The sequence below is a fragment of the Devosia salina genome (genome assembly GCF_019504385.1).
In the GTDB taxonomy this organism is placed as follows: Bacteria; Pseudomonadota; Alphaproteobacteria; order Rhizobiales; family Devosiaceae; genus Devosia; species Devosia salina.
In genome coordinates this window covers 3,528,974-3,548,918 of the sequence record NZ_CP080590.1, presented here as the reverse complement: position 1 = coordinate 3,548,918, position 19,945 = coordinate 3,528,974, and the positions used below count along the sequence as shown (strand labels likewise).

At 64.5% G+C, this 19,945-nt stretch carries 19 protein-coding genes; 10 read left to right on the top strand and 9 right to left on the bottom strand.

Going from position 1 to position 19,945, the window contains the following annotated elements:
* The first annotated feature begins 111 nt into the window (after positions 1-111).
* Positions 112-1,215, top strand: a complete 1,104-nt coding sequence (locus K1X15_RS17395; RefSeq protein WP_220304849.1) for a TRAP transporter substrate-binding protein — start codon at positions 112-114, stop codon at positions 1,213-1,215.
* A 301-nt stretch (positions 1,216-1,516) separates the two neighbouring features.
* Positions 1,517-3,139 (top strand): ABC-F family ATP-binding cassette domain-containing protein, encoded by a 1,623-nt coding sequence (locus tag K1X15_RS17390; protein ID WP_220304848.1) that lies wholly within the window; start codon positions 1,517-1,519, stop codon positions 3,137-3,139.
* A gap of 75 nt (positions 3,140-3,214) precedes the next feature.
* Here K1X15_RS17390 and K1X15_RS17385 read toward each other — a convergent pair whose 3' ends face one another.
* On the bottom strand, positions 3,215-4,606 hold the full coding sequence (locus K1X15_RS17385) for a TRAP transporter large permease (protein ID WP_220304847.1): 1,392 nt from the start codon (positions 4,604-4,606) through the stop codon (positions 3,215-3,217).
* Positions 4,606-5,184, bottom strand: coding sequence for a TRAP transporter small permease subunit (locus K1X15_RS17380; RefSeq protein WP_220304846.1), 579 nt, complete (start codon positions 5,182-5,184; stop codon positions 4,606-4,608). The genes K1X15_RS17385 and K1X15_RS17380 overlap by 1 nt, the downstream gene beginning before the upstream one ends.
* 190 nt (positions 5,185-5,374) lie before the next feature.
* On the opposite strand from K1X15_RS17380, the gene K1X15_RS17375 reads away from it, so the two are divergent.
* The 4 genes from K1X15_RS17375 (at position 5,375) to K1X15_RS17360 (ending at position 8,487) form a co-directional block, all read left to right on the top strand.
* Entirely contained in the window at positions 5,375-6,319 is a 945-nt protein-coding gene (locus tag K1X15_RS17375; RefSeq protein ID WP_220304845.1) for a carbohydrate kinase family protein, read from the top strand.
* A gap of 86 nt (positions 6,320-6,405) precedes the next feature.
* A complete protein-coding gene (locus K1X15_RS17370; protein ID WP_220304844.1) occupies positions 6,406-7,122 on the top strand; it encodes a cytochrome c biogenesis CcdA family protein in 717 nt (238 codons plus the stop codon).
* Positions 7,123-7,132: 10 nt separating this feature from the next.
* A complete protein-coding gene (locus K1X15_RS17365; RefSeq protein ID WP_220304843.1) occupies positions 7,133-7,540 on the top strand; it encodes a thioredoxin family protein in 408 nt (135 codons plus the stop codon).
* Positions 7,541-7,611: 71 nt separating this feature from the next.
* Positions 7,612-8,487, top strand: a complete 876-nt coding sequence (locus K1X15_RS17360) for a c-type cytochrome (protein WP_220304842.1) — start codon at positions 7,612-7,614, stop codon at positions 8,485-8,487.
* Here K1X15_RS17360 and K1X15_RS17355 read toward each other — a convergent pair whose 3' ends face one another.
* A complete protein-coding gene (locus K1X15_RS17355; protein ID WP_220304841.1) occupies positions 8,488-10,074 on the bottom strand; it encodes an L-aspartate oxidase in 1,587 nt (528 codons plus the stop codon). It abuts the gene before it with no gap.
* 155 nt (positions 10,075-10,229) lie between these two features.
* Between K1X15_RS17355 and K1X15_RS17350 the strand changes: the two genes are divergently transcribed.
* Entirely contained in the window at positions 10,230-10,805 is a 576-nt protein-coding gene (locus tag K1X15_RS17350) for a TetR/AcrR family transcriptional regulator (protein ID WP_220304840.1), read from the top strand.
* Positions 10,802-11,971 carry an FAD-dependent oxidoreductase gene (locus tag K1X15_RS17345; RefSeq protein ID WP_220304839.1) on the top strand — a complete coding sequence of 390 codons (1,170 nt, stop codon included), beginning with the start codon at positions 10,802-10,804 and terminating at the stop codon, positions 11,969-11,971. The genes K1X15_RS17350 and K1X15_RS17345 overlap by 4 nt, the downstream gene beginning before the upstream one ends.
* Before the next feature lie 93 nt (positions 11,972-12,064).
* Here the strand turns inward: K1X15_RS17345 and K1X15_RS17340 are convergent, their stop codons facing one another.
* The 3 genes from K1X15_RS17340 to K1X15_RS17330 all read right to left on the bottom strand — a co-directional run bounded on the left by K1X15_RS17340 (position 12,065) and on the right by K1X15_RS17330 (position 14,311).
* Positions 12,065-12,916, bottom strand: a complete 852-nt coding sequence (locus tag K1X15_RS17340; protein ID WP_220304838.1) for a fumarylacetoacetate hydrolase family protein — start codon at positions 12,914-12,916, stop codon at positions 12,065-12,067.
* Between the two features lie 191 nt (positions 12,917-13,107).
* Positions 13,108-13,542 carry an RbsD/FucU family protein gene (locus tag K1X15_RS17335; RefSeq protein WP_220304837.1) on the bottom strand — a complete coding sequence of 145 codons (435 nt, stop codon included), beginning with the start codon at positions 13,540-13,542 and terminating at the stop codon, positions 13,108-13,110.
* 19 nt (positions 13,543-13,561) lie between these two features.
* Entirely contained in the window at positions 13,562-14,311 is a 750-nt protein-coding gene (locus K1X15_RS17330) for a GntR family transcriptional regulator (protein WP_220304836.1), read from the bottom strand.
* Between the two features lie 119 nt (positions 14,312-14,430).
* Between K1X15_RS17330 and K1X15_RS17325 the strand changes: the two genes are divergently transcribed.
* The gene (locus tag K1X15_RS17325; RefSeq protein WP_220304835.1) at positions 14,431-15,981 is read left to right on the top strand and encodes a UxaA family hydrolase; all 1,551 of its coding nucleotides are present in this window, start codon (positions 14,431-14,433) and stop codon (positions 15,979-15,981) included.
* Entirely contained in the window at positions 15,978-16,589 is a 612-nt protein-coding gene (locus tag K1X15_RS17320; protein ID WP_220304834.1) for a class I SAM-dependent methyltransferase, read from the top strand. The genes K1X15_RS17325 and K1X15_RS17320 overlap by 4 nt, the downstream gene beginning before the upstream one ends.
* A 123-nt stretch (positions 16,590-16,712) precedes the next feature.
* Here the strand turns inward: K1X15_RS17320 and K1X15_RS17315 are convergent.
* From K1X15_RS17315 to K1X15_RS17305, 3 genes are all read right to left on the bottom strand, one after another.
* A protein-coding gene (locus K1X15_RS17315) for an IS5 family transposase (RefSeq protein WP_420828345.1) occupies positions 16,713-17,479 on the bottom strand; the annotation gives its coding sequence in 2 pieces (ribosomal slippage) (positions 16,713-17,135 and positions 17,138-17,479; 765 coding nt in all).
* A 132-nt stretch (positions 17,480-17,611) separates the two neighbouring features.
* Positions 17,612-18,154, bottom strand: a complete 543-nt coding sequence (gene hpt / locus K1X15_RS17310; protein ID WP_220304832.1) for a hypoxanthine phosphoribosyltransferase — start codon at positions 18,152-18,154, stop codon at positions 17,612-17,614.
* Positions 18,155-18,507: 353 nt separating this feature from the next.
* Complete coding sequence (locus K1X15_RS17305; RefSeq protein ID WP_220304831.1) at positions 18,508-19,935, bottom strand: glutamate synthase subunit beta; 1,428 nt, start codon at positions 19,933-19,935, stop codon at positions 18,508-18,510.
* Between the last annotated feature and the right edge of the window lie 10 nt (positions 19,936-19,945).

Below are 19,945 nucleotides of genomic sequence, written 5' to 3'. Positions count from 1 at the left end.
AACATGCTGGACAGGACGAACGCGGATTGCTTTGTTAGCGCCCAAGCATGCCGGGCCATCACAGGCGCGGGATGAAACAAAAGTGCTTTTAGTCCATCGGGAGGAAACCCAGTGAAAAGACGCGAATTCTTCAAGCAGGCTTCGGTTGCCACCATCGGCGCTGCCGCCGCCGCGACCACGCTCGCGACCCCGGCCATCGCCCAGGGCAACATCACCTGGCGCATGGTCACCACCTGGCCCAAGAACTTCCCGGGCCTGGGTGTCGGCGCACAGAAGCTTGCCGACCGCATCACCAAGGCCTCCGGCGGTCGCCTGACCGTGCAGGTTTTCGCCGCCGGCGAAATGGTGCCAGGCCTGCAGGCGCTGGATGCGGTGATCGACGGTTCGGCCGAAATGAGCCATGGCGCGGCCTATTACTGGCAGAACAAGAGCCAGGCGCTCTCCTTCTTCACCGGCGTGCCCTTCGGCATGACCAATCGCGAGCTGGGTGCCTGGGTGCGCTATCTCGGCGGCCAGGAAATCTGGGACAAGATCTATGACCAGTTCGGCCTGCAGGGGTTCCTGTCGGGCGATACCGGCACCCAGGCGGGTGGCTGGTTCAAGAACGAGCTGACCGGCGTGGCCGATATCCAGGGCCTGCGCTTCCGTACGCCGGGCCTGGGTGGCCAGGTCTGGGGCAAGCTGGGCGCTTCGGTGACCAACCTTGCCGCCGGCGAAATCTTCGCCGCGCTGCAGTCGGGCACGCTGGACGCCGCCGAATTCGTCGGTCCCTATAACGACCTGGCGCTGGGCTTCCACCAGGTTGCCAAGAACTACTACTTCCCCAGCTTCGTCGAGCCGGGCCTGGCCACCGAAGTGGTGGTCGACAAGGCCAAGTTCGCCGAACTGCCCGAAGACCTGCAGGAAATCGTCCGCATTGCCGCCCAGGCGTCCTATGACGACGTGTCCTCGGACATGTATGCCAATGATCCGCGCGCCCTCAAGGCGCTGGTCGACGAGCATGGCGTCAATGTGCGCCAGTTCCCCGAGGAGATCATCGAAGCCGGCGCCAAGGCGTCGATGGAGCTGATCGGGGAAATCCGCGAGGGCGGCGATGCGCTGACCAAGGAAACGGCGGAAAGCTTCATTTCGGCCTTCAACCTGCTGCGCACCCGCACCGAAGGCACCGACATGCCGTTCCTGGTGGCCCGCGAAAAGTACATCAAGTACGAATAAAGGCCGGCGCTTCGGCGCAAGGTTTGGACCCCGCCCATGTGGCGGGGTACTTTTTTATTGGCCGACGGCGCCTTCCCGCTCCCGTCCCGGTGGCCAGGCATCCCATGGACACCGACAGCATGGCTGATTGTCCTCAGGCTCTCTTGCCCCCGCAGCCTCGGGATGATTTAGGAGCGGCTCGTGTCGGACGCTTGAGAAATCGAGGTCGGCAAACCCCCACCCTCATTCCCTCCCCACAAGGGGGAGGGAGGCGAAGGCGCCGTTGAATCGCCGTCCCGCCAGACTGAAAGCATGCCTCCCCATGATCCGTCTCGAAAACATCTCCAAGCAGAACGGCAAGCAGATTGTCTTCATCGAGGCGTCGGCGTCCCTGCAGAAGGGCGAGAAGATCGGGCTTGTGGGGCCGAACGGGGCAGGCAAGACGACGCTGTTTCGCATGATCACCGGCGAGGAGCCGCCCGATGAGGGGCAGGTCTCGGTCGATCGCGGCGTCTCGATCGGCTATTTCAGCCAGGATGTGGGCGACATGGAAGGCCGCCCGGTGGTCAGCGAAGTGATGAACGGGGCCGGGCCGGTCAGCGAGCTGATGGCCGAAATGGCGGTGCTGGAGGCCGACATGGCCGACCCCGACAAGGCCGACCAGATGGACGCCATCATCGAGCGCTATGGCGAGGTGCAGGGGCGGTTCCAGGAGCTGGACGGTTATTCGCTGGACGGGCGCGCGCGCGAAGTGCTGGCGGGGCTCGGTTTTTCACCCGAGATGATGGACGGCGATGTGGGGGCGCTGTCGGGCGGCTGGAAGATGCGGGTGGCGCTGGCGCGCATCCTGCTGATGAAGCCCGACGTGCTGCTGCTGGACGAGCCGAGCAACCATCTGGACCTGGAAAGCCTGATCTGGCTGGAAAACTTCCTCGGCGGCTATAGCGGGGCGCTGCTGATGACCTCGCATGACCGCGCCTTCATGAACCGCATCGTCAACAAGATCATCGAGATCGATGCGGGCACGCTGACCAGCTATACCGGCGACTACGAGTTCTATCAGGGCCAGCGCGAGATTGCCGACCGCAACCAGCAGGCGCAGTTCGAGCGGCAGCAGGCCATGCTGGCCAAGGAAATCGCCTTCATCGAGCGCTTCAAGGCCCGCGCCAGTCACGCCGCGCAGGTGCAGAGCCGGGTGAAGAAACTCGACAAGATCGACCGCGTCGAGCCGCCCAAGCGGCGGCAGGTGGTGGCGTTCGAATTCCGCCCGGCGCCGCGTTCGGGCGAGGACATTGTCCGCATCGAGGGCGTCAGGAAGGCTTACGGCAGCCGGTCCATCTATGACGGGCTCGACTTCCATGTGCGGCGGCGCGAGCGCTGGTGCATATTGGGCGTCAATGGCGCGGGCAAGTCGACCCTGCTCAAACTCGTCGCCGGCACGGCTGAGCCGGATGCGGGGTCGGTGTCGCGCGGCCCGAGCGTGAAGCTCGGTTATTTCGCCCAGCACGCCATGGACGTCATCGATGGCGACATGACGATTTTCCAGACGCTGGAGGCGGCGTTTCCGCAGGCCGGGCAGGCGCCCCTGCGCGCCCTGGCGGGATGTTTCGGCTTTTCCGGCGACGATATCGAGAAGAAATGCCGGGTGCTTTCGGGCGGCGAGAAGGCGCGACTGGCCATGGCGCTGATCCTGTTCGATCCGCCCAATTTCCTGGTGCTGGACGAGCCGACCAACCATCTCGACATCCAGACCAAGCAGATGCTGATCGAGGCGCTCTCCAATTTCGAGGGCACCATGCTGTTCGTGAGCCACGACCGGCATTTCCTGGCCGCGCTCTCCAATCGCGTGCTGGAGCTGACGCCGGAAGGGCCGCATGCCTATGGTGGTGGCTACACCGAATATGTGCAGGCCACGGGGCAGGAAGCGCCGGGCCTCAGGAACTGAGACAAAGCTCGATCGCAATGCAAAGGGCCGGATGATTTCCCGTCCGGCCCTTTGTCGCGTCAGGCAGGCTGCAGCCTATTGGTAGAGCATTTCCGGTAGCCAGGTGATGAGCTGCGGGAAGGCGAAGAGGATGGCGATGCCGATCAGCTGCAGGATCACGAATGGGACGGCGCCGCGATAGATGGCGCCGGTGGAGACATTGCCGGGGGCGACGCCGCGCAAATAGAACAGCGCGAAGCCGAAGGGCGGCGTCAGGAAGCTGGTCTGCAGGTTCACGCCGACCATGACGCCGAGCCAGATCGGGTTGATGTCGAGCGCCAGCAGCACCGGGGCGGTGATCGGGATGACGATGAAGATGATCTCGAAGGTGTCGAGGATGAAGCCCAGGAGGAACATGATCAGCATGACGATGATCATGGCGCCGATGGCCCCGCCCGGCATGGACGAGAGGAATTCGTGCACCAGGTTGTCGCCGCCCATCATGCGGAAGACGATGGAGAACACCGCCGCGCCGAACAGGATGATGAAGACCATCGAGGTGATGGTTGCGGTGGAGATGACGGCCTGGCGCAGGATGGCGAAGTCGATGCGACGGCGGATCAGGGCCAGCAGCATGGCGCCGACCGAGCCGACGGAGGCCGCCTCGGTGGGAGTTGCAACGCCCCCCAGAATCGAGCCGAGCACGGCGACGATGAGCAGCAGTGGCGGGACCAGGGCAACCAGGACCTCGCGCATCAGATGCTGCTTCTCGTCCGCCGGGACCGGTGTGGCCGGACAGGATTTGGGGTCGGTGAAGGCCTTGAAGACCATGAAGGCGGCATAAAGCCCGACCAGCAGCAGGCCTGGAAGGATGGCACCGGCAAAGAGCGCACCGACCGAAACCGGTTCGGGGGCGAAATTGCCCTTTTCCATCTGCACCTGGGCGTTGATGCCCGAGAGCATGTCGCCCATGAAGATCAGGACCGTGGAGGGCGGGATGATCTGGCCCAGGGTGCCCGAGGCGCAGATGACGCCGGTGGCGAGCTTGGGATCGTAGCCGGCCCGCAGCATGGCGGGCAGGGAGATGAGGCCCATGGTCACCACGGTGGCCCCGACCACGCCGGTGGAGGCGGCCAGCAGGGCGCCCACGACGATGACGGACAGGCCCAGGCCGCCGCGCAGATTGCCGAAGAGCTTGCCCATGGTCAGCAGGAGCTGCTCGGCAATGCCGGAGCGCTCGAGAATGACGCCCATGAAGATGAAGAGCGGCACGGCCACCAGCACTTCATTGGTCATCAGGCCGATATAGCGCCCGGCCAGCGAGCCGTAATTGGAGGGGTCATAGACGCCCAGCCACCAGCCCACGAGGCCGAAAATGAGCGCGGTACCAGCCAGGGAAAAGGCCACCGGGAAGCCCAGCATGAGCACGCCGATGACGCCGAAGAACATGACGGCGGAGAGGATCTCGCCAAGCAATACGGGATCCATCAGGCAATCTCTCCGGCGGGGTGGTTGTTTTCGTCGGGCTGCTCATAGCGCAGATGCGGGGGCAGCAGCTCTTCCCTGCCGGCGAGCACGAGGACGGAGCGGGCGGCCATCGCCAGGCCCTGCAGGCCGACCAGGATGGCAAAGAGCAGGATGAAGCTTTTCAAGATGAACAGGCCCGGCATACCGCCGATATTGGCCGAGCCCTCATGGTAGCTCCAGGAGCGCGCCACGGCGGTATAGGCATAAGTCCAGACCACATAGACGAACGGCAGGAGGAAGGCGAAGACGCCGATCAGGTCGGCAATGGCCTTCCTGCGGACTGAGGCGGGTCGGTAGAACACATCGACCCGCACATGGTCGTTGCGCATCAGCGCGAACCCGGCCACGCCAGTGAACATGGCGCCGCCAAGCCAGACATAGAGATCCTGCATCCACAGGGTCGAGGTGTTGAAGACATAGCGCTGCACCACGACGGTGAAGCATACCAGGACACAGGCCAGAGCCAGCCAGGACAGTATCTGGCCCACGAGCCAGTTGACGGCGCTGATCGACCGGACCAGCACGGCGAGCGCTTGCATGGTATGTGTCCCCCCATTCCCTGACAGCAAAACCGGCGCTTTCCGCGCCTGTTCTCGGAACCGATTGAGCATTATCCGTCCACCGGGTCAACTTGATAGTCGGCGATTTGCGGGGGTGGCGGGCATGGCGCTGGTGACAAATGATACGAAAGTGGTATGCACCCGCCAGACCAGTGCTGGGGAGAAATGCATGTTCGTTGTCGGGGGAGAGAGCCTGATCGATCTGGTGCCGGTGTCGGCCGCGGCCAGGGCGGAGCGGATAGCGCTGCCGGGCGGTTCGCCCTTCAACTGCGCCATCGCGCTCAGCAAGCTCGGAAATCGCACCGGGTTCCTGTGCCCCATCAGCGCGGACCAATATGGCGAGCTATTGCTCAAGCCGCTTGCCGAAGCCGGTGTTTCGGTGCTGCTGAGCGAACGGGTGGCGGCGCCGACGACCAAGGCGATCGTCACCTTCAACGAAAAGATGCAGGCGTCCTATGTGTTCGAGCGGGGTGCCGATCGCGCCTTTACCCGCGAGAGCCTGCTGGCGGCATTGCCGGAAAATATCGAACTCTATCAGATCGGCGGCTTCTGTCCGATCCTGGCCGAAGACGCGGCCATCTGGTCCGATGTCGTGGACGCAGCGGCGGCGCGTGGGGCCACGCTGTCCATCGACATCAATGTCCGCGACAAGCTGGTGGACGACGAGGCGGGCTATCGGGCGCGGCTGGACCAGTTTCTCGACAAGGCGAATCTGGTCAAGCTTTCCGAAGAGGATCACGAATGGCTGATGCCAGGGATGAGCATCGAGGCCCATGCCGAAGCGCTGTTGGCGCGGCCCAATTGCGAACTGGTGGTGGTGACTTTGGGAGAGCAGGGCTCAAGGGCCTTCTCCAAGGCCGGCAGCGCCACGGCCCCGATCCACGCGCCGCCGGTGTTCGGCGACACGGTGGGGGCGGGCGACAGCCTGATGGCGGGCATCCTCACCTGGCTCGGTGAGGCCGGAGCGCTCCGGCGCGGCGGTCTTGCGGCGCTGGACGCGGCGCAACTTGAAAAAATGCTGCGCTTTGGCGCGGTCGTGGCGGGGATCAATTGCGGCCGCAAGGGCTGCCAGCCGCCCAGTCGCGCAGAGGTGGACGCCGTGCTCGGCGCGTGACGATCACGCGCTATTGAGCGTCACGCCGTAACTGTTTGGGCCTCCGTGCCGTATGGCATAGGAGTGGACCAATTGCGGAGACAGGCGTGCTCGATCTGGTTCTGGCCTTTGCGGCTGGGTTGCTGACGCTGATCAATCCCTGCGTCCTGCCGCTGCTGCCCCTGATCGGGGCGAGCGCAGTATCGCGGCATCGGCTGGCGCCCCTGGCCATGGCGGCGGGCATGGCCTTGAGCTTCACGCTGGCCGGGCTCGGTGCCTTTGCGCTGACCCGGGCGCTGGGCCTGCCGCAGGATGCGGTCACGCTGGGCGCCGGCTGGGCCATGTTGGGCTTTGGCCTGATCCTCCTCACCCCGCCCCTGCAGGCGCAGTTTTCCCGCCTCGCCGGCGCGACGGCCAGCGGCAGCACGCGGCTGCTGGGCCAGGTGGAGGGTCGCGGGTTATGGGGCGAAGCGGCAGCGGGCGCGCTGCTGGGCCTGGCCTGGTCGCCCTGTATCGGGCCCACGCTGGGCGGCGCCCTCGGTCTTGCCGCACAGGGCGAGGACATCGTTTATGCCGGGCTGATCATGGCATTCTTTGCGCTGGGCGCCGCGACGATCGTCCTGGCGCTGGCCTATGGCACCCGTGCTGCCCTTTCGGGGCGCAGGGCCCTGCTGATGCGCGCCGCTCCCTTTGCCAAGACCGCCCTCGGACTGGGACTTGCCGCCGTTGGCCTTGCCATCATCTTCCGCATCGACCGTCTGCTCGAAGCCTGGGCGGTGGGTGTTCTACCGACCTGGCTCATCGATCTTTCCGTCAGTCTCTAGGAGAAGTCTCATGATTACCCGCCGTCACCTGATCACCGGCCTTGCCGGCATCGGCCTTTCCGGCCTGCTTACCCGGCCGGGCATGGCGCTGCAGATCATCAACTATTCCGGGCCGGAACTGGCGCAACTGGCCGCCACCGGCAAGCCCTATCTGATGGATTTCTATGCGACCTGGTGCGTCACCTGTGCGGCACAGCAGCGCGTGCTGGACGATCTGCAGTCGGAGGCGGCCTATGCCGACATTCCGATCCTGCGTATCGACTGGGACACCTATGGCAATAGCGAACTGGCCCGCAACATGGCCATCCCCCGTCGTTCGACCTTGGTGCTGATGCGCGGCGAAACGGAGCTGGGGCGGCTGGTCGCTGAAACCCGGAAAGACCGTATCGGGGCGCTGCTGGACCTCGCAAGCTCTTGATTTGATGCGTCATTGCGTCCGTGCGGTGCATCTGGTCTGATCCCGCCCGGATGTGAATCGGGGACGTGCTGATGTGGAAGAGCTGGTGGGCCCTGGCGGCGATCACCCTGGTTGGCGCCGCCACGGGGGTCTATCTGCTCAAGCCTGTTGCCGGCCCGCCGCGCGACCTGACCCTGGTGGGCGACGTGGCGCGCGGCAATTATCTGATCCGGCTGGGCGGATGCGTGGCCTGCCATACGGACAGTGCGGCGGGTCGGGCGGAGCTTTCCGGCGGCGCCGGGCTCGAGACCCCCTTTGGTACGTTCGTGCCTCCCAACATCACCTCGGACCCCGATGCCGGGATCGGCACGTGGACACTTGCGCAATTCTCCGAAGCCATGAGCAATGGCATGGGGCCGCAGGGCCATCTCTACCCGGCTTTTCCCTATGAGAACTATACGCTGATGAGCGACCAGGAGATCGCCGATCTCTATGCGGCGCTGATGGCGACCGAACCGGTGGGCGATCCTGCGGCGGAGAGCGAAATTCTGTTTCCGTTCAATGTGCGCCTGGCCATGGCGGGTTGGCAGAACCTGTTCTTCCTGCCCCAGCGGTTCGAGCCCGAAACGGGACAGTCAGAGACCTACAATCGCGGCAAATATCTCGCCTATGGTCCGGCCCATTGCGTCGCCTGCCATACGCCGCGCAATGCGCTGGGGGCGCTGGACTGGGACAAGGCCCTCACCGGGTCGCCCGGTGGCACCGGCGGTCGCGCGCCGGACATCACGGCAGCGGCGCTGGTCGCGGCGGGCTATGACGTGCCAGTGCTGGTGCAGACCCTCAAGGACGGGTTCACGCCCGGCTTCGACGTGCTGGGCGGGGCCATGGGCGAAGTCATCTCGGACGCGACGTCGCACTGGACCGACGAAGACCTGACCGCGCTGGCGACATATCTGCTGACCGAATAGTCAGGCCTCCGCCCGGATGGCCAGGGCTTCGCCCAGCGTCATCTCGGTATGGTGCTCCCAAGCGTCGCTGGGTTCGGGGAAGTCGGTGCGGTAGTGGCCGCCCCGGCTTTCGGTGCGCTTGAGGGCCGCGGCCGCAACCAGCGTCGCCGACGTGGTCATGTTGAGATAGGCGCTGGTGACCTGTTCAGCGGTGGCTTCCAGATGGGCAATCTGGCGCAGGGCCGATCTGAGCCCGGCCGCATCGCGCTCCACCCCCACCAGATCGGTCATGACCCGTCGCAGGTCCTGCACTGCGACCGTATTGCGGAGCACTTCCTCGGCCCGGTTGCCTTCGGCCTCGTTCCACTCGATGCCCTTGAAGGGCGTCAGCTCGCGCTGCGGTTCGAGACCGCCAATGTCCTCGGCGATGCGGGCACCGAATACCACAGCCTCGAGCAATGAATTGGAGGCAAGCCGGTTGGCACCATGCAGGCCCGTGCAGGAGGCTTCGCCGCACACCCAGAGGCCGGGCAGGGAGGAGCGGCCGCGCTCGTCGACCTTGACGCCGCCCATGTGGAAATGAGCCGCCGGGGTCACCGGGATCATGCCATTGACCGGGTCGATGCCGGCATCGCGGCAATATTTGCTGACAGTGGGGAAGCGGGTGAGGATATCGGCGCCGAGCACCTGGCGGGTGTCGAGGAAGACGCGGCGACCGGACTGGATCTGACGGAAATTGGCGCGGGCAACGATGTCGCGCGGGGCCAGTTCCGCATCGGGGTGGATGGCGGGCATGAAGCGCTCGCCCAGGTCATTGACCAGGATGGCGCCTTCGCCGCGCAGCGCCTCGGTGGCCAATGGGGCGGGGTCGGCGCCGGTGGCGATGGCCGTGGGATGGAATTGCACGAATTCGGGATCGGCAATGATCGCCCCGGCGCGGGCGGCCATGCCCATGGCGTGGCCCCGCACGCCGGGGGGATTGGTGGTGACGGCGTAGAGCCCGCCCAATCCGCCTGCCGCCAGGATCGTGGCGCGGGCACGGATGAAGATGGGTTCGGAATAGCGGTCGCCCAGCTTGCGGCCATAAATGCCGACAATGCGGCCGTTGTCACGCGCCAGGCTCAGTGCCGTGATGCCTTCGACCACGCGAATGGATGGGGTCCGGCGCACTTGGGCGATGATGGCCTGCATGATGGCCCAGCCGGCGCGGTCGCCTTCGACCTTGACGATACGGTTGGCCGAGTGGGCCGCTTCGCGCCCCAGTTCGAAATTGCCGAAATCGTCGCGGTCGAAGGGTGTGCCCCAGCGGGCGAGATCCTCGATGCGGGCCACGGCCTCGGCGGTAACGCCTTCTGCCGTGCCATGATCGACAATGCCGGCGCCGGCCATCTCGGTGTCCTGGGCATGCGCCTGCGGACTGTCGCCCTGCCCAATCGCCGCGGCAACGCCGCCCTGCGCCCAGGCCGAGGAGGCGCCCACGCCCAGCGGCTTGGGCGAAAGCACCGTGACCGGACGCGGCGCCAGCTTGAGGGCAGTGAACAGGCCTGCCAGGCCTGCGCCGACGATGAGCGCGCCATCGGCGTTGAGCGTGTTGTCAAAGGTGGTCACGGCGTCCTCCCATCCCCGAAAGGGCCTTAGCGTTCCATTCAGGGAACCACAAGCGGGCTTGCGCTTAGCGACCGGACGCTCGGAGAAAAATTTCCTTCTCTACTTGCTGACCGATCGGTCGGTCAGTTATATGGAAGCGAGATGGAGAGGCGCAGATGATCAGATCCAGCAAACGGCAGGCCATTGTCGAGGCGGCCATGGCGGTGATGGCCGAGGGCGGCAGCGATGCCCTGACGGCCTCTGCCGTCGCCGAACGGGCCGGCGTGAGCAAGGCCAATGTGTTCCATCACTTCGAGCGCCTCGAGGATATCGTGCTTGAGGCCCTGGAGGCCTTTATCATGGCGATGCCAAGCATGTGGCCCGCGCCAGAAACCCGTCTCCGGGATTGGCTGGTAGCACTGGGTGCCGACACAACGGCACAGATGGAGGCTGATCCGGCCTTGTCGGGCGCCTATTTTGCCTTTGTCGGACGGGCACGGGGCAATCCTGCGCTGCGGCATCGGCTCGCAGAGATCGCCGAGGCCGCCCAGGCCCATTTCGAGGCAGTGCTGGCGCAACTGGCTCCGGACCGGTTCATGCCGGATGAGCGGCGCAGTCTTGCGGGCCTGATCCTTCTTACGGGCGATGGCCTGGCTTTGCATCGCCAGCTCTTTCCCGAACGCGCTGCCGAACAGGCCGCCGCCTGGTCGGCCTTCGTCGACCGCATCGCACCAGAGGAGCAAGCACCATGAAGGCCCTGATTTCCGGCGCCGGCATTGCCGGACTGACCACGGCACTGGCTTTGCACCGCGCCGGGTGGGACGTCACCATGATCGAGAAGGCACCTGGCTTGCGGGCGGGGGGCTACATGCTGGACTTTTTTGGTCCGGGCTTCGAGGCGGCGGAGGATCTCGGCGTGATCGCGGCGCTGCGCCAACACGCGCGGGGCGTGGGCCGTGTGGACTTCGTCAATGCCAGGGGGCAGACCGGCTCGAGCATGGATTATGACCGGATGGTCAGCGCTGCGGACGGCAAGCTGTTCCCGATCTTGCGTGGGGATATCGAGCGGGTTCTGCATGGTGCGCTACCCGATGGCGTGGACATGCGCTACGGGACCGAAATCGTCGCGGTGCAGGATCGCCCCGAAAGCGTCGCCATAACGACCACGGCGGGAGAGAGCATGGACGCCGACCTGCTGGTGGGGGCCGATGGCATTCATTCCCGGGTTCGGCGGCTGGTATTTGGCCCCGAAGAGCAGTTCATCCGGCCGCTGGGCTTTCATACGGCGGCCTATTTCTTCGAGAGCGGGGCCGTTGCCGCCGAATTGGCCGGCGACTTCAAGATGATGACGGCGCGCGACCGCATGGCAGGGCTTTATGAAGTCGATCCGCAGCGGATCATGAGCTTTTTCGTGATGCGTGCCGATACGCTGCAACGGCCCTCCGATATGCGAGGCGCGCTCGTCTCGTCATTCGGAAATCTGGGGTGGGTGCTGCCGGAGGTGCTGCGGGCGGCCCCGGAGAACGCCGACATCTACTACGACATCGTTGCCCAGGTGGAGATGGAGCGCTGGCACAAGGGCCGCACCATCCTTGTCGGCGATGCGGCCTATGCGGTGTCGCTGCTGGCGGGGCAAGGCGCCTCGCTGGCCATGGCGGGCGGCCGAGCGCTGGGACAGGTGCTGGACGGCGCCGAGGATGTCGAGGCAGCCCTTGCGCGGTTCGAGACACAGTTGCGGCCGCTGGTCGAGGAGAAGCAGCAGGCGGGGCGGCGCATGGCAAACTGGTTCGTGCCGGCGACGCCGTTTCACGCCCTGGTGCGTGATGTGGGGGTCAATGTGATGAACTGGCCGCCGCTGTCCGGGCTGTTGGGCAAGTTCTTTTCATTCAGCTCAAAGGGATTTTCCCTGGCGCGGTGAGGCTTGCCTGCGGAGCCCGCTCGCCGCGGATGGCCCCAATGGAGCCATCCGCCCTTCGGGTCGAAGCCCTGAAACCGCGGAAAGAGCAGGCGATCAGGCCGTGTAAGCCCGGACGTTCTGGCGTTGCTCGCCAAGGCCCTCGATGCCGAGGCGCATGACATTGCCCGGCTTGAGCCAGACCGGCTCGGGCTTGATGCCCATGCCGACGCCGGGCGGCGTGCCGGTGGTGATGATGTCGCCCGGCTGCAGGCTCATGAACTGGCTGACATAGGCAACGACATTGGCGACGCCGAAGATCATCGTCCGGGTCGAGCCGTCCTGGTAGCGCTTGCCGTCGACCTCGAGCCACATCTTGAGATTCTGCGGATCGGCGACTTCGTCCTTTGTCACCAGCCAGGGACCGATGGGACCAAAGGTGTCTGCGCCCTTGCCCTTGTCCCAGGTGCCACCGCGCTCGGTCTGGAAATGACGCTCGGAAACGTCATTGCAGACGCAATAGCCGGCTACGTAGTCCATGGCGTCGGCCTCCTCGACATAACGGGCCTCCTTGCCGATGACGACGGCCAGTTCGACTTCCCAATCGGGCTTGATGGCATTCTTGGGAATGATGACATCGTCATTGGGGCCGATAATGGCGCTGGTGGCCTTCATGAAGATGATCGGCTCTTCGGGAATCTTGGCGCCGGTTTCGGCGGCATGATCGGCATAGTTGAGGCCGATGCAGATGAATTTCCCGACATTGGCGACGCAGGGGCCGATGCGCTGGTCCGCATCCAGTTTGGGCAGCATGTCGATGTCGGTGCCGCGGATCCTGGCCAGGCCCTCGGGGGTGAGCGCCTGACCACCAATATCGGTGACGACGCCCGAAAGATCGCGAATGGAGCCGTCCGCGGCAAGAATGGCGGGCTTTTCAGCGCCCCTGGCGCCGACGCGAAGCAGTTTCATGGCAGGGTCTCCTCCGATTGCGATGAACGCGAGCATTGTGCCCGTCGTCACCCCCACCTAGCTTCGCTACGGCCGATTGGCCTAGCTGCGCTTGCCTCCCCCATCAAGGGGGAGGTGGCAGGGGCTTTGGATTTCTGGCTCGTCATAGAGCTAACATGTTAGTCTGTCGAGGGCCGCTTTGGTCGAAAGCGTCAGGCTTTTGGACGAATGACGCCCTTCTTGAGGATGATATTGCCGTAGAGCCGGGTTTCGCCGCTCTGGATCACGGCCGCAGCCTTGCTGGCGCGCTCGTAGAAGGCGAAGCGTTCGATCTTGGTGTAGCGCTTCTCCGGCTCATGCTGGGCAATAATAGCCTCGAATTCGTCGTCGATGGGCTGGCGGGCAGTCGGGTTGCCAACGACCTCCATGCCAATCGCGGTCTCTTCCACGAACTGATCGAGCGGCAGCAGGGTCAGCACCGCATCGAGCATGGCGGTGGCGGAAATGCCGTCGGCCCGGACGACCAGGGGGCCAAGGAACTCGGCCGGGAAATTGGCGTCGGCAATGACGATCTCGTCGCCATGGCCCATCGCGCGCAGGGTGGAGAGCAGTTCGGGGCCGAGCAGGGCCGGGATGAGCTTGAGCATGATGTCCTGACCTTTTGGGCTAGCCGAAGGGAAAATCGTTGTCTTCAGTGGTGAACTCGGCGCCGTCGGCGAACAGCTGCGGCCGCTCCTGCGCGAAGGCGAACAACTCGATCATCACCGCATCGATATGGGCACGGATGGCGGCGATGGCCTGCGGCGCGTCGCCGGCAAGGATGCCGTCGAAAATGGCCTGGTGTTCGGCGATGGTGTGGTTGAGGCGGCGTGGCGTGATGATGAGGCGGCGGGCGCGATCAAGATTGGCGCGGGCCTTGTCGATGATAGCCTTGACCTTGGTCAGCCGCATGGAGCGGAAGATGATGTCGTGGAAGTCGACGTCGATCTGGTGGAAAGTCTCGGCATCATCGCGGGAGGCGGCGTCGCGCTGGGCGGCCATATTGGCGTGCAGGGCTTCGATGACCTCGGCATCATGCTTGCCGATGAGGACGCGCAGGGCTTCGCTCTCTAACCCCTTGCGGATCAGCATGTATTCCCGGACATCGGCGATTTTCACCAGCGAGACGGTCGAGCCGCGCTGCGGGGCGATATCGACCAGCCCTTCTTCGGCAAGCCGTGCCAGGGCCTCGCTCACCGGGAAGCGGGAGACGCCCAATTGGCTGCAAATGGCGGACTTGTCGAGCATGGAGCCGGGGGGCAGGGCCAGCGTGACAATGGCGTCGCGTAGCGTGTTGGTGACGTCAATTGTGACGCTGCCACGCGAGAAAGTGCCCGCGGGGGGCAGAAAATCATAGGGACCGGCTTCCGTTTTCATGCTAACATGTTAGTTAGTGGCGCGTTGAATGACAATGCCGGTCCTCTCGATTGCGGGTGCAATCTGGCGAGAAAAACCGGCGGCGTAAAGCGCTTGATCGGACCTCCAGGACCCCTTTGATGAACGAACATGTCATCCAGCCGCAAGGCAAAACGCTCGTGCTCAATGCCGCCGACAATATTGCGGTGGCCCTGGCCAATCTCGATGTCGGCACCGAGACGGCGCAGGGGGTGAGCATCGTGCGGCGCGTGCCGCGCGGCCACAAGTTTGCGACGCGCGCCATTGGCGCGGGCGAGGCGGTGATGAAGTTCGGGCAGATCATCGGCTTTGCCAAGGAGGGGATCGCCCCGGGTGACTGGGTGCACGAGCACAATTGCGGGATGGGTGGAAAGGACGGCACGCTGAGCCATGACTATGCCTTTGCCGAGGGCGTGGTGCCGGTGGAGATGCTGGCGGCGAACAAGCGAGCGACCTTTGAGGGCTTCAAGCGCGCCAATGGCGATGTGGGCACCCGCAATTATGTCGGCATCCTGACCTCGGTGAACTGTTCGGCGACGGTCGCCAAGTTCATGGCCGAGGCGATCAACCGCTCGGGTGTGCTCGACGACCATCCCGAGATCGACGGCGTCATTCCCTTCGTCCATGGCACGGGTTGCGCGATGGACCTGACCGGCGAGGGCTACCAGATTTTCCGGCGCACGCAGTGGGGCTATACGTCCAACCCCAATCTGGGCGCGGCGCTCCTGGTGGGCCTCGGCTGCGAGGCCTTCCAGATCGACAAGATGAAGGAAGCCTATAACCTTTCCGAAACCGACACGTTCCAGACCATGACGATCCAGGAGATCGGCGGGACGCGGAAGATGATCGACTGGGGCGTCGAGCGCATCAAGGAAATGCTGCCGGTCGCCGCCAAGGCGCGGCGCGAAACGGTCGATGCCAGCCATCTGACGCTGGCGCTGCAATGTGGCGGTTCGGATGGCTATTCGGGCATTACCGCCAATCCGGCGCTGGGTGTGGCCGCCGATATCCTGGTCAGGAATGGCGGCACGGCCATTCTCTCGGAAACGCCGGAAATCTATGGCGCCGAACATCTGCTGACCCGCCGCGCGGTCAATCGCGAGGTCGGCGAAAAGCTGATCGAGCGTATCAAGTGGTGGGAAGACTATACGAGCCGCAATGGCGGGGAGATGAACAACAATCCCTCACCCGGCAACAAGCTGGGCGGCCTCACCACCATTCTGGAAAAATCGCTGGGCGCGGCGGCCAAGGGCGGCACGACGCCGCTGACGGCGGTTTACGAATATGCCGAAAAGGTCACCGAAAAGGGCTTCGTGTTCATGGACACGCCCGGCTTTGACCCGGTTTCGGCGACGGGTCAGGTGGCCGGTGGCGCCAATATCCTCGCCTTCACCACCGGTCGCGGCTCGGCCTATGGCTGCAAGCCGGTGCCGTCAATGAAGCTCGCCACCAATTCGGACATGTATCAGCGCATGACCGAGGACATGGACATCAATTGCGGCGACATCGTCGAGGGTGTGTCCATCGAGGCCAAGGGCCAGGAAATCTTCGACCTGATGCTCAAGGTCGCCTCGGGCGAACAGACCAAGTCGGAAGCTCTGGGCTATGGTGACAATGAATTCGTGCCGTGGCAGGTCGGGGCGGTGATGTGAGCGAGCGGCAGGACCACTGGCAGGGCGTCTATTCAAGCAAGGGCGAGAACGAGGTTTCCTGGTTCGAGGAAAACCCGGCCTTCTCGCTCGAATTGCTCGACACGGCGGGCCTTGCGACGGGGCATGCCGTCGTCGATATCGGCGGCGGCGCCTCGCGGCTGGTCGATGCGCTGGTGGCGCGCAGGCAGGACTGGGTCAGCGTGCTCGACCTGTCACAGGCGGCGCTCGACATTGCCCGTGCCCGATTGCCCGCTGATGCGCGGGTGGACTGGATCGCCGGGGATGTCACCCAATGGGTGCCGCAACGGAGTTATGATGCCTGGCACGATCGGGCGGCCCTGCATTTCCTGACCGCTCCAGAGGACCAGGCGCGTTATTCAAGTGTGATTGACAAGGCCCTCAAACCCGGCGGCTTTGCGGTGATCGGTACTTTTGCGCCCGATGGGCCGGAAAAATGCAGCGGGCTTCCGGTGGTGCGGCATGACGCTGAGAGCCTTGCGGCGCTATTGGGGCCGGGCTTTGAGCTGGTGGATCATCGCCGGCACGAGCATGTGACGCCCTGGGGCAGCGTGCAGAGATTCCAGTTCAGCACGTTTCGGAAGCGGTAGCGGGCGGTGGGGGCATCTGTGCCCTTGCGCCTCCCTCCCCTTGATGGGGAGGGAATGAGGGTGGGGTGGAGCAACGAGCGCTGCGCCTGCCATCACCCCACCCAACTCCGCTAGGGTCCGGACTCAATTGCACCAATAGGTTATGGCAGCAGGGATGAGCGCTGCGGCCAGGAAGTTTCTGGCGAGCTTGTCGTAGCGTGTGGCGATGCGCCTCCAATCCTTGAGGCGGCACCAGAGGCGTTCCACCAGGTTTCGGGCCTTGTAAGCATCGCGGTCATATGGGATCGGCGCGCGCCGGCTGGCGGTAGAGGGAATGACGACCTGAGCGCCCTGCGCAGTGATGGCGGCGCGGATGGCGTTGGTGTCGTATCCACGATCAGCAATGAGACGGTCGAAGCGACCGGCGGCCTTTTCGATCACGGCACCGGCCATGGTCATGTCGTTGATATTGCCGGCCGAGACCATGAGCAGGCGTGGTCGGCCCTGGGCGTCGGTCAGTCCGTGGAGCTTGCTGGTGCGTCCGCCACGCGAGATGCCGATGGCCTGCGCGAAGGCCCCCCTTTTGCACCGCCCGCCGAACGGTGCGCCTTGATATGGGTCGCGTCGAGGGCGACAGTGCCCCAGATGCCATTGTGCCCGGTCAGCGCCTCGAACATGCCCAGCCAGATGCCTTGCCGGCTCCAGCGGTTGAAGCGGTTGTAGATCGTCGTGTACGGCCCATATTCAGGCGGGCAATCACGCCAGCGCGCTCCGCTCTTGAGCATGTGCACGATGCCCGAGATCACCCGACGGTCATCGACCCGATGCGCCCCCTTGCGACCGCGAGGCAGTAAGGGCTCGATGCGTGCCCACTCCGCATCGCTCAACCACGTCAATTGTCGCTGTTTCATAACGGTCTCCTCTCGGAAACCTTGAATCACAACTCACGCCAGACGGGAATCCTTATTGAGTACAGACCCTAGGCCTGCGGCCAAGCTTCGCTACCCTCCCCATCAAGGGGAGGGAGGCTAAGGAACCGATGCTCAGGTGTTCACAAACCGCACCTTCCCGATATGCGGCAGATTTCTGTTGCGCTGGGCGTAGTCGATGCCGTAGCCGACGACGAATTCATCGGGAATGTCGAAGCCGATCCAGCGGGCGGGGACGTCGGTCTCGCGGCGGCTCGGCTTGTTCAGCAGAGCGCAGACTTCCATGCGGCGCGGATGGCGGGTTTCGAGGATTTCGAGCACGTGCTTGAGCGTGTGGCCGGTGTCGATGATGTCCTCGACCACCAGCACGTCGCGGCCGTGAATTTCGCCGCGCAGGTCCTTAAGGATGCGTACCTCGCGGCTCGATTCCATGGCGTCGCCATAGGACGAGGCCTCGATGAAGTCGACCTCGACCGGCAGGTCGATCTCGCGGACGAGATCGGCGATGAAGATGAAGGAGCCGCGCAGTAGGCCGACCACGACGAGCTTGTCGGTGTCCTTGAAGGCGTCGGTGATTTCATGGGCCAGGGCCTCGACGCGGGCGGCGATGGCCTTGGCGGAGATCAGCTGGTCGACGGTGTAGGGGGCTTGGGGCATTCCATGCACTCTCGCTTGGCGCACCCTCCCCCTTGAGGGGAGGGCCGGGGTGGGGGTGTCGAAGCCCCAGACAAGTTTTTGGGGGCGCCGAAAGACCGACACCCCCACCCTGCTCGATTCAACGGACTTGGCAAGGGCCAAGTCCTATCTCGCTTCCAGCCATTCGAGCTTAGCTCTTATGGCCTCCTTACCTCAAAATGGTCCACCGGACCATTTTACCCTTCGGGTTGGCTCGAAGCCCCACAAGGGGGAGGGTGAGAAGGAGCCGAAGCTTCCCGCCATTCGACCATAGGTCTCATGGCCTGCTCGCCTCAAATCGCGCCACAGGCGCGATTTGCCCGTTGGGACGGCTCTCAGCGAGGCAAATCCGTCTTGCCCATCAGGTCGAAATCGATGGAGCGGGCGGCCTGGCGGCCTTCGCGGATGGCCCAGACGACGAGCGACTGGCCGCGGCGCATGTCGCCGGCGGCATAGACCTTGGGAACCGTGGTCTTGTAGCTCATGGTGTCGGCGAAGAGATTGCCGCGCTTGTCATACTGGGCGCCCAGCTCGGTCAGCATGCCGTCCTGGATGGGACCGGCAAAGCCGATGGCGAGGAGGACTAGGTCCGCCTTGATGACGAATTCGGTGCCTGGAATGGGCTGGCGCTTGCGATCGACGCGGGCGCATTCGACGCCGGTGACATTGCCTTGGGCATCGCCGATGATCTTCATCGTGCCGGCGGAGAATTCGCGGATGGCGCCTTCGGCCTGGCTGGACGAGGTGCGCATCTTGACCGCCCAATTGGGCCAATTGGTCAGCTTGTTCTCGAGCTCGGGCGGCATGGGCCGCACGTCGAGCTGGGTGACGGCGATGGCGCCCTGGCGGAAGCTGGTGCCGACGCAGTCCGAAGCGGTGTCACCACCGCCCACGACCACGACATGCTTGCCGGCGGCCGAGAGCTGGAATTCGCTCGACACATCCTCGCCACCGACGCGACGGTTCTGCTGCACCAGGAACGGCATGGCGAAGTGGACGCCGGCGAAAGAGACGCCCTCGACATCCACGGGACGCGGCTTTTCGGCGCCACCGGCCAGCAGCACGGCGTCGTGGCTGTTCTGCAGGTCCGAGAGCGGCGTGGTGACGCCGACATTGACGCCATAGTGGAAGGTGGCGCCCTCGGCTTCCATCTGGGTGACGCGGAAGTCGATGTGTTCCTTTTCCATCTTGAAGTCGGGAATGCCATAGCGCATGAGGCCGCCCGCCTTGGGCTCGCGCTCATAGACATGGACATCGTGACCGGCGCGGGCCAGCTGCTGGGCCGCGGCGAGACCGGCCGGACCGGAACCGACCACGGCAACCTTCTTGCCCGTCTTGCTGGCCGGCACCTGCGGCTTGATCCAGCCCGATCGGATGGCCTTGTCGGCAATGGCCTGCTCGACGGTCTTGATGGCGACCGGCACATCCTCGAGGTTCAGCGTGCAGGCTTCCTCGCAGGGGGCGGGGCAGATGCGGCCGGTAAATTCGGGGAAGTTGTTGGTCGAGTGGAGGTTGCGGGCAGCCTCCTCCCAATCGCCGTTGTAGACGAGGTCGTTCCAGTCCGGGATCTGGTTATTGACCGGGCAGCCCGTATCGCCATGGCAGAACGGAATGCCGCAATCCATGCAGCGCGCGGCCTGGTCCACCACCCGTCCCTCGGAAAGGGGGATGGTGAACTCGCCGAAATGGCGGATGCGATCAGAGGCCGGCTCGTAGCGGGGCTCTTCGCGTTCGATTTCGAGAAAGCCTGTTACCTTACCCATTGCTCCCTCT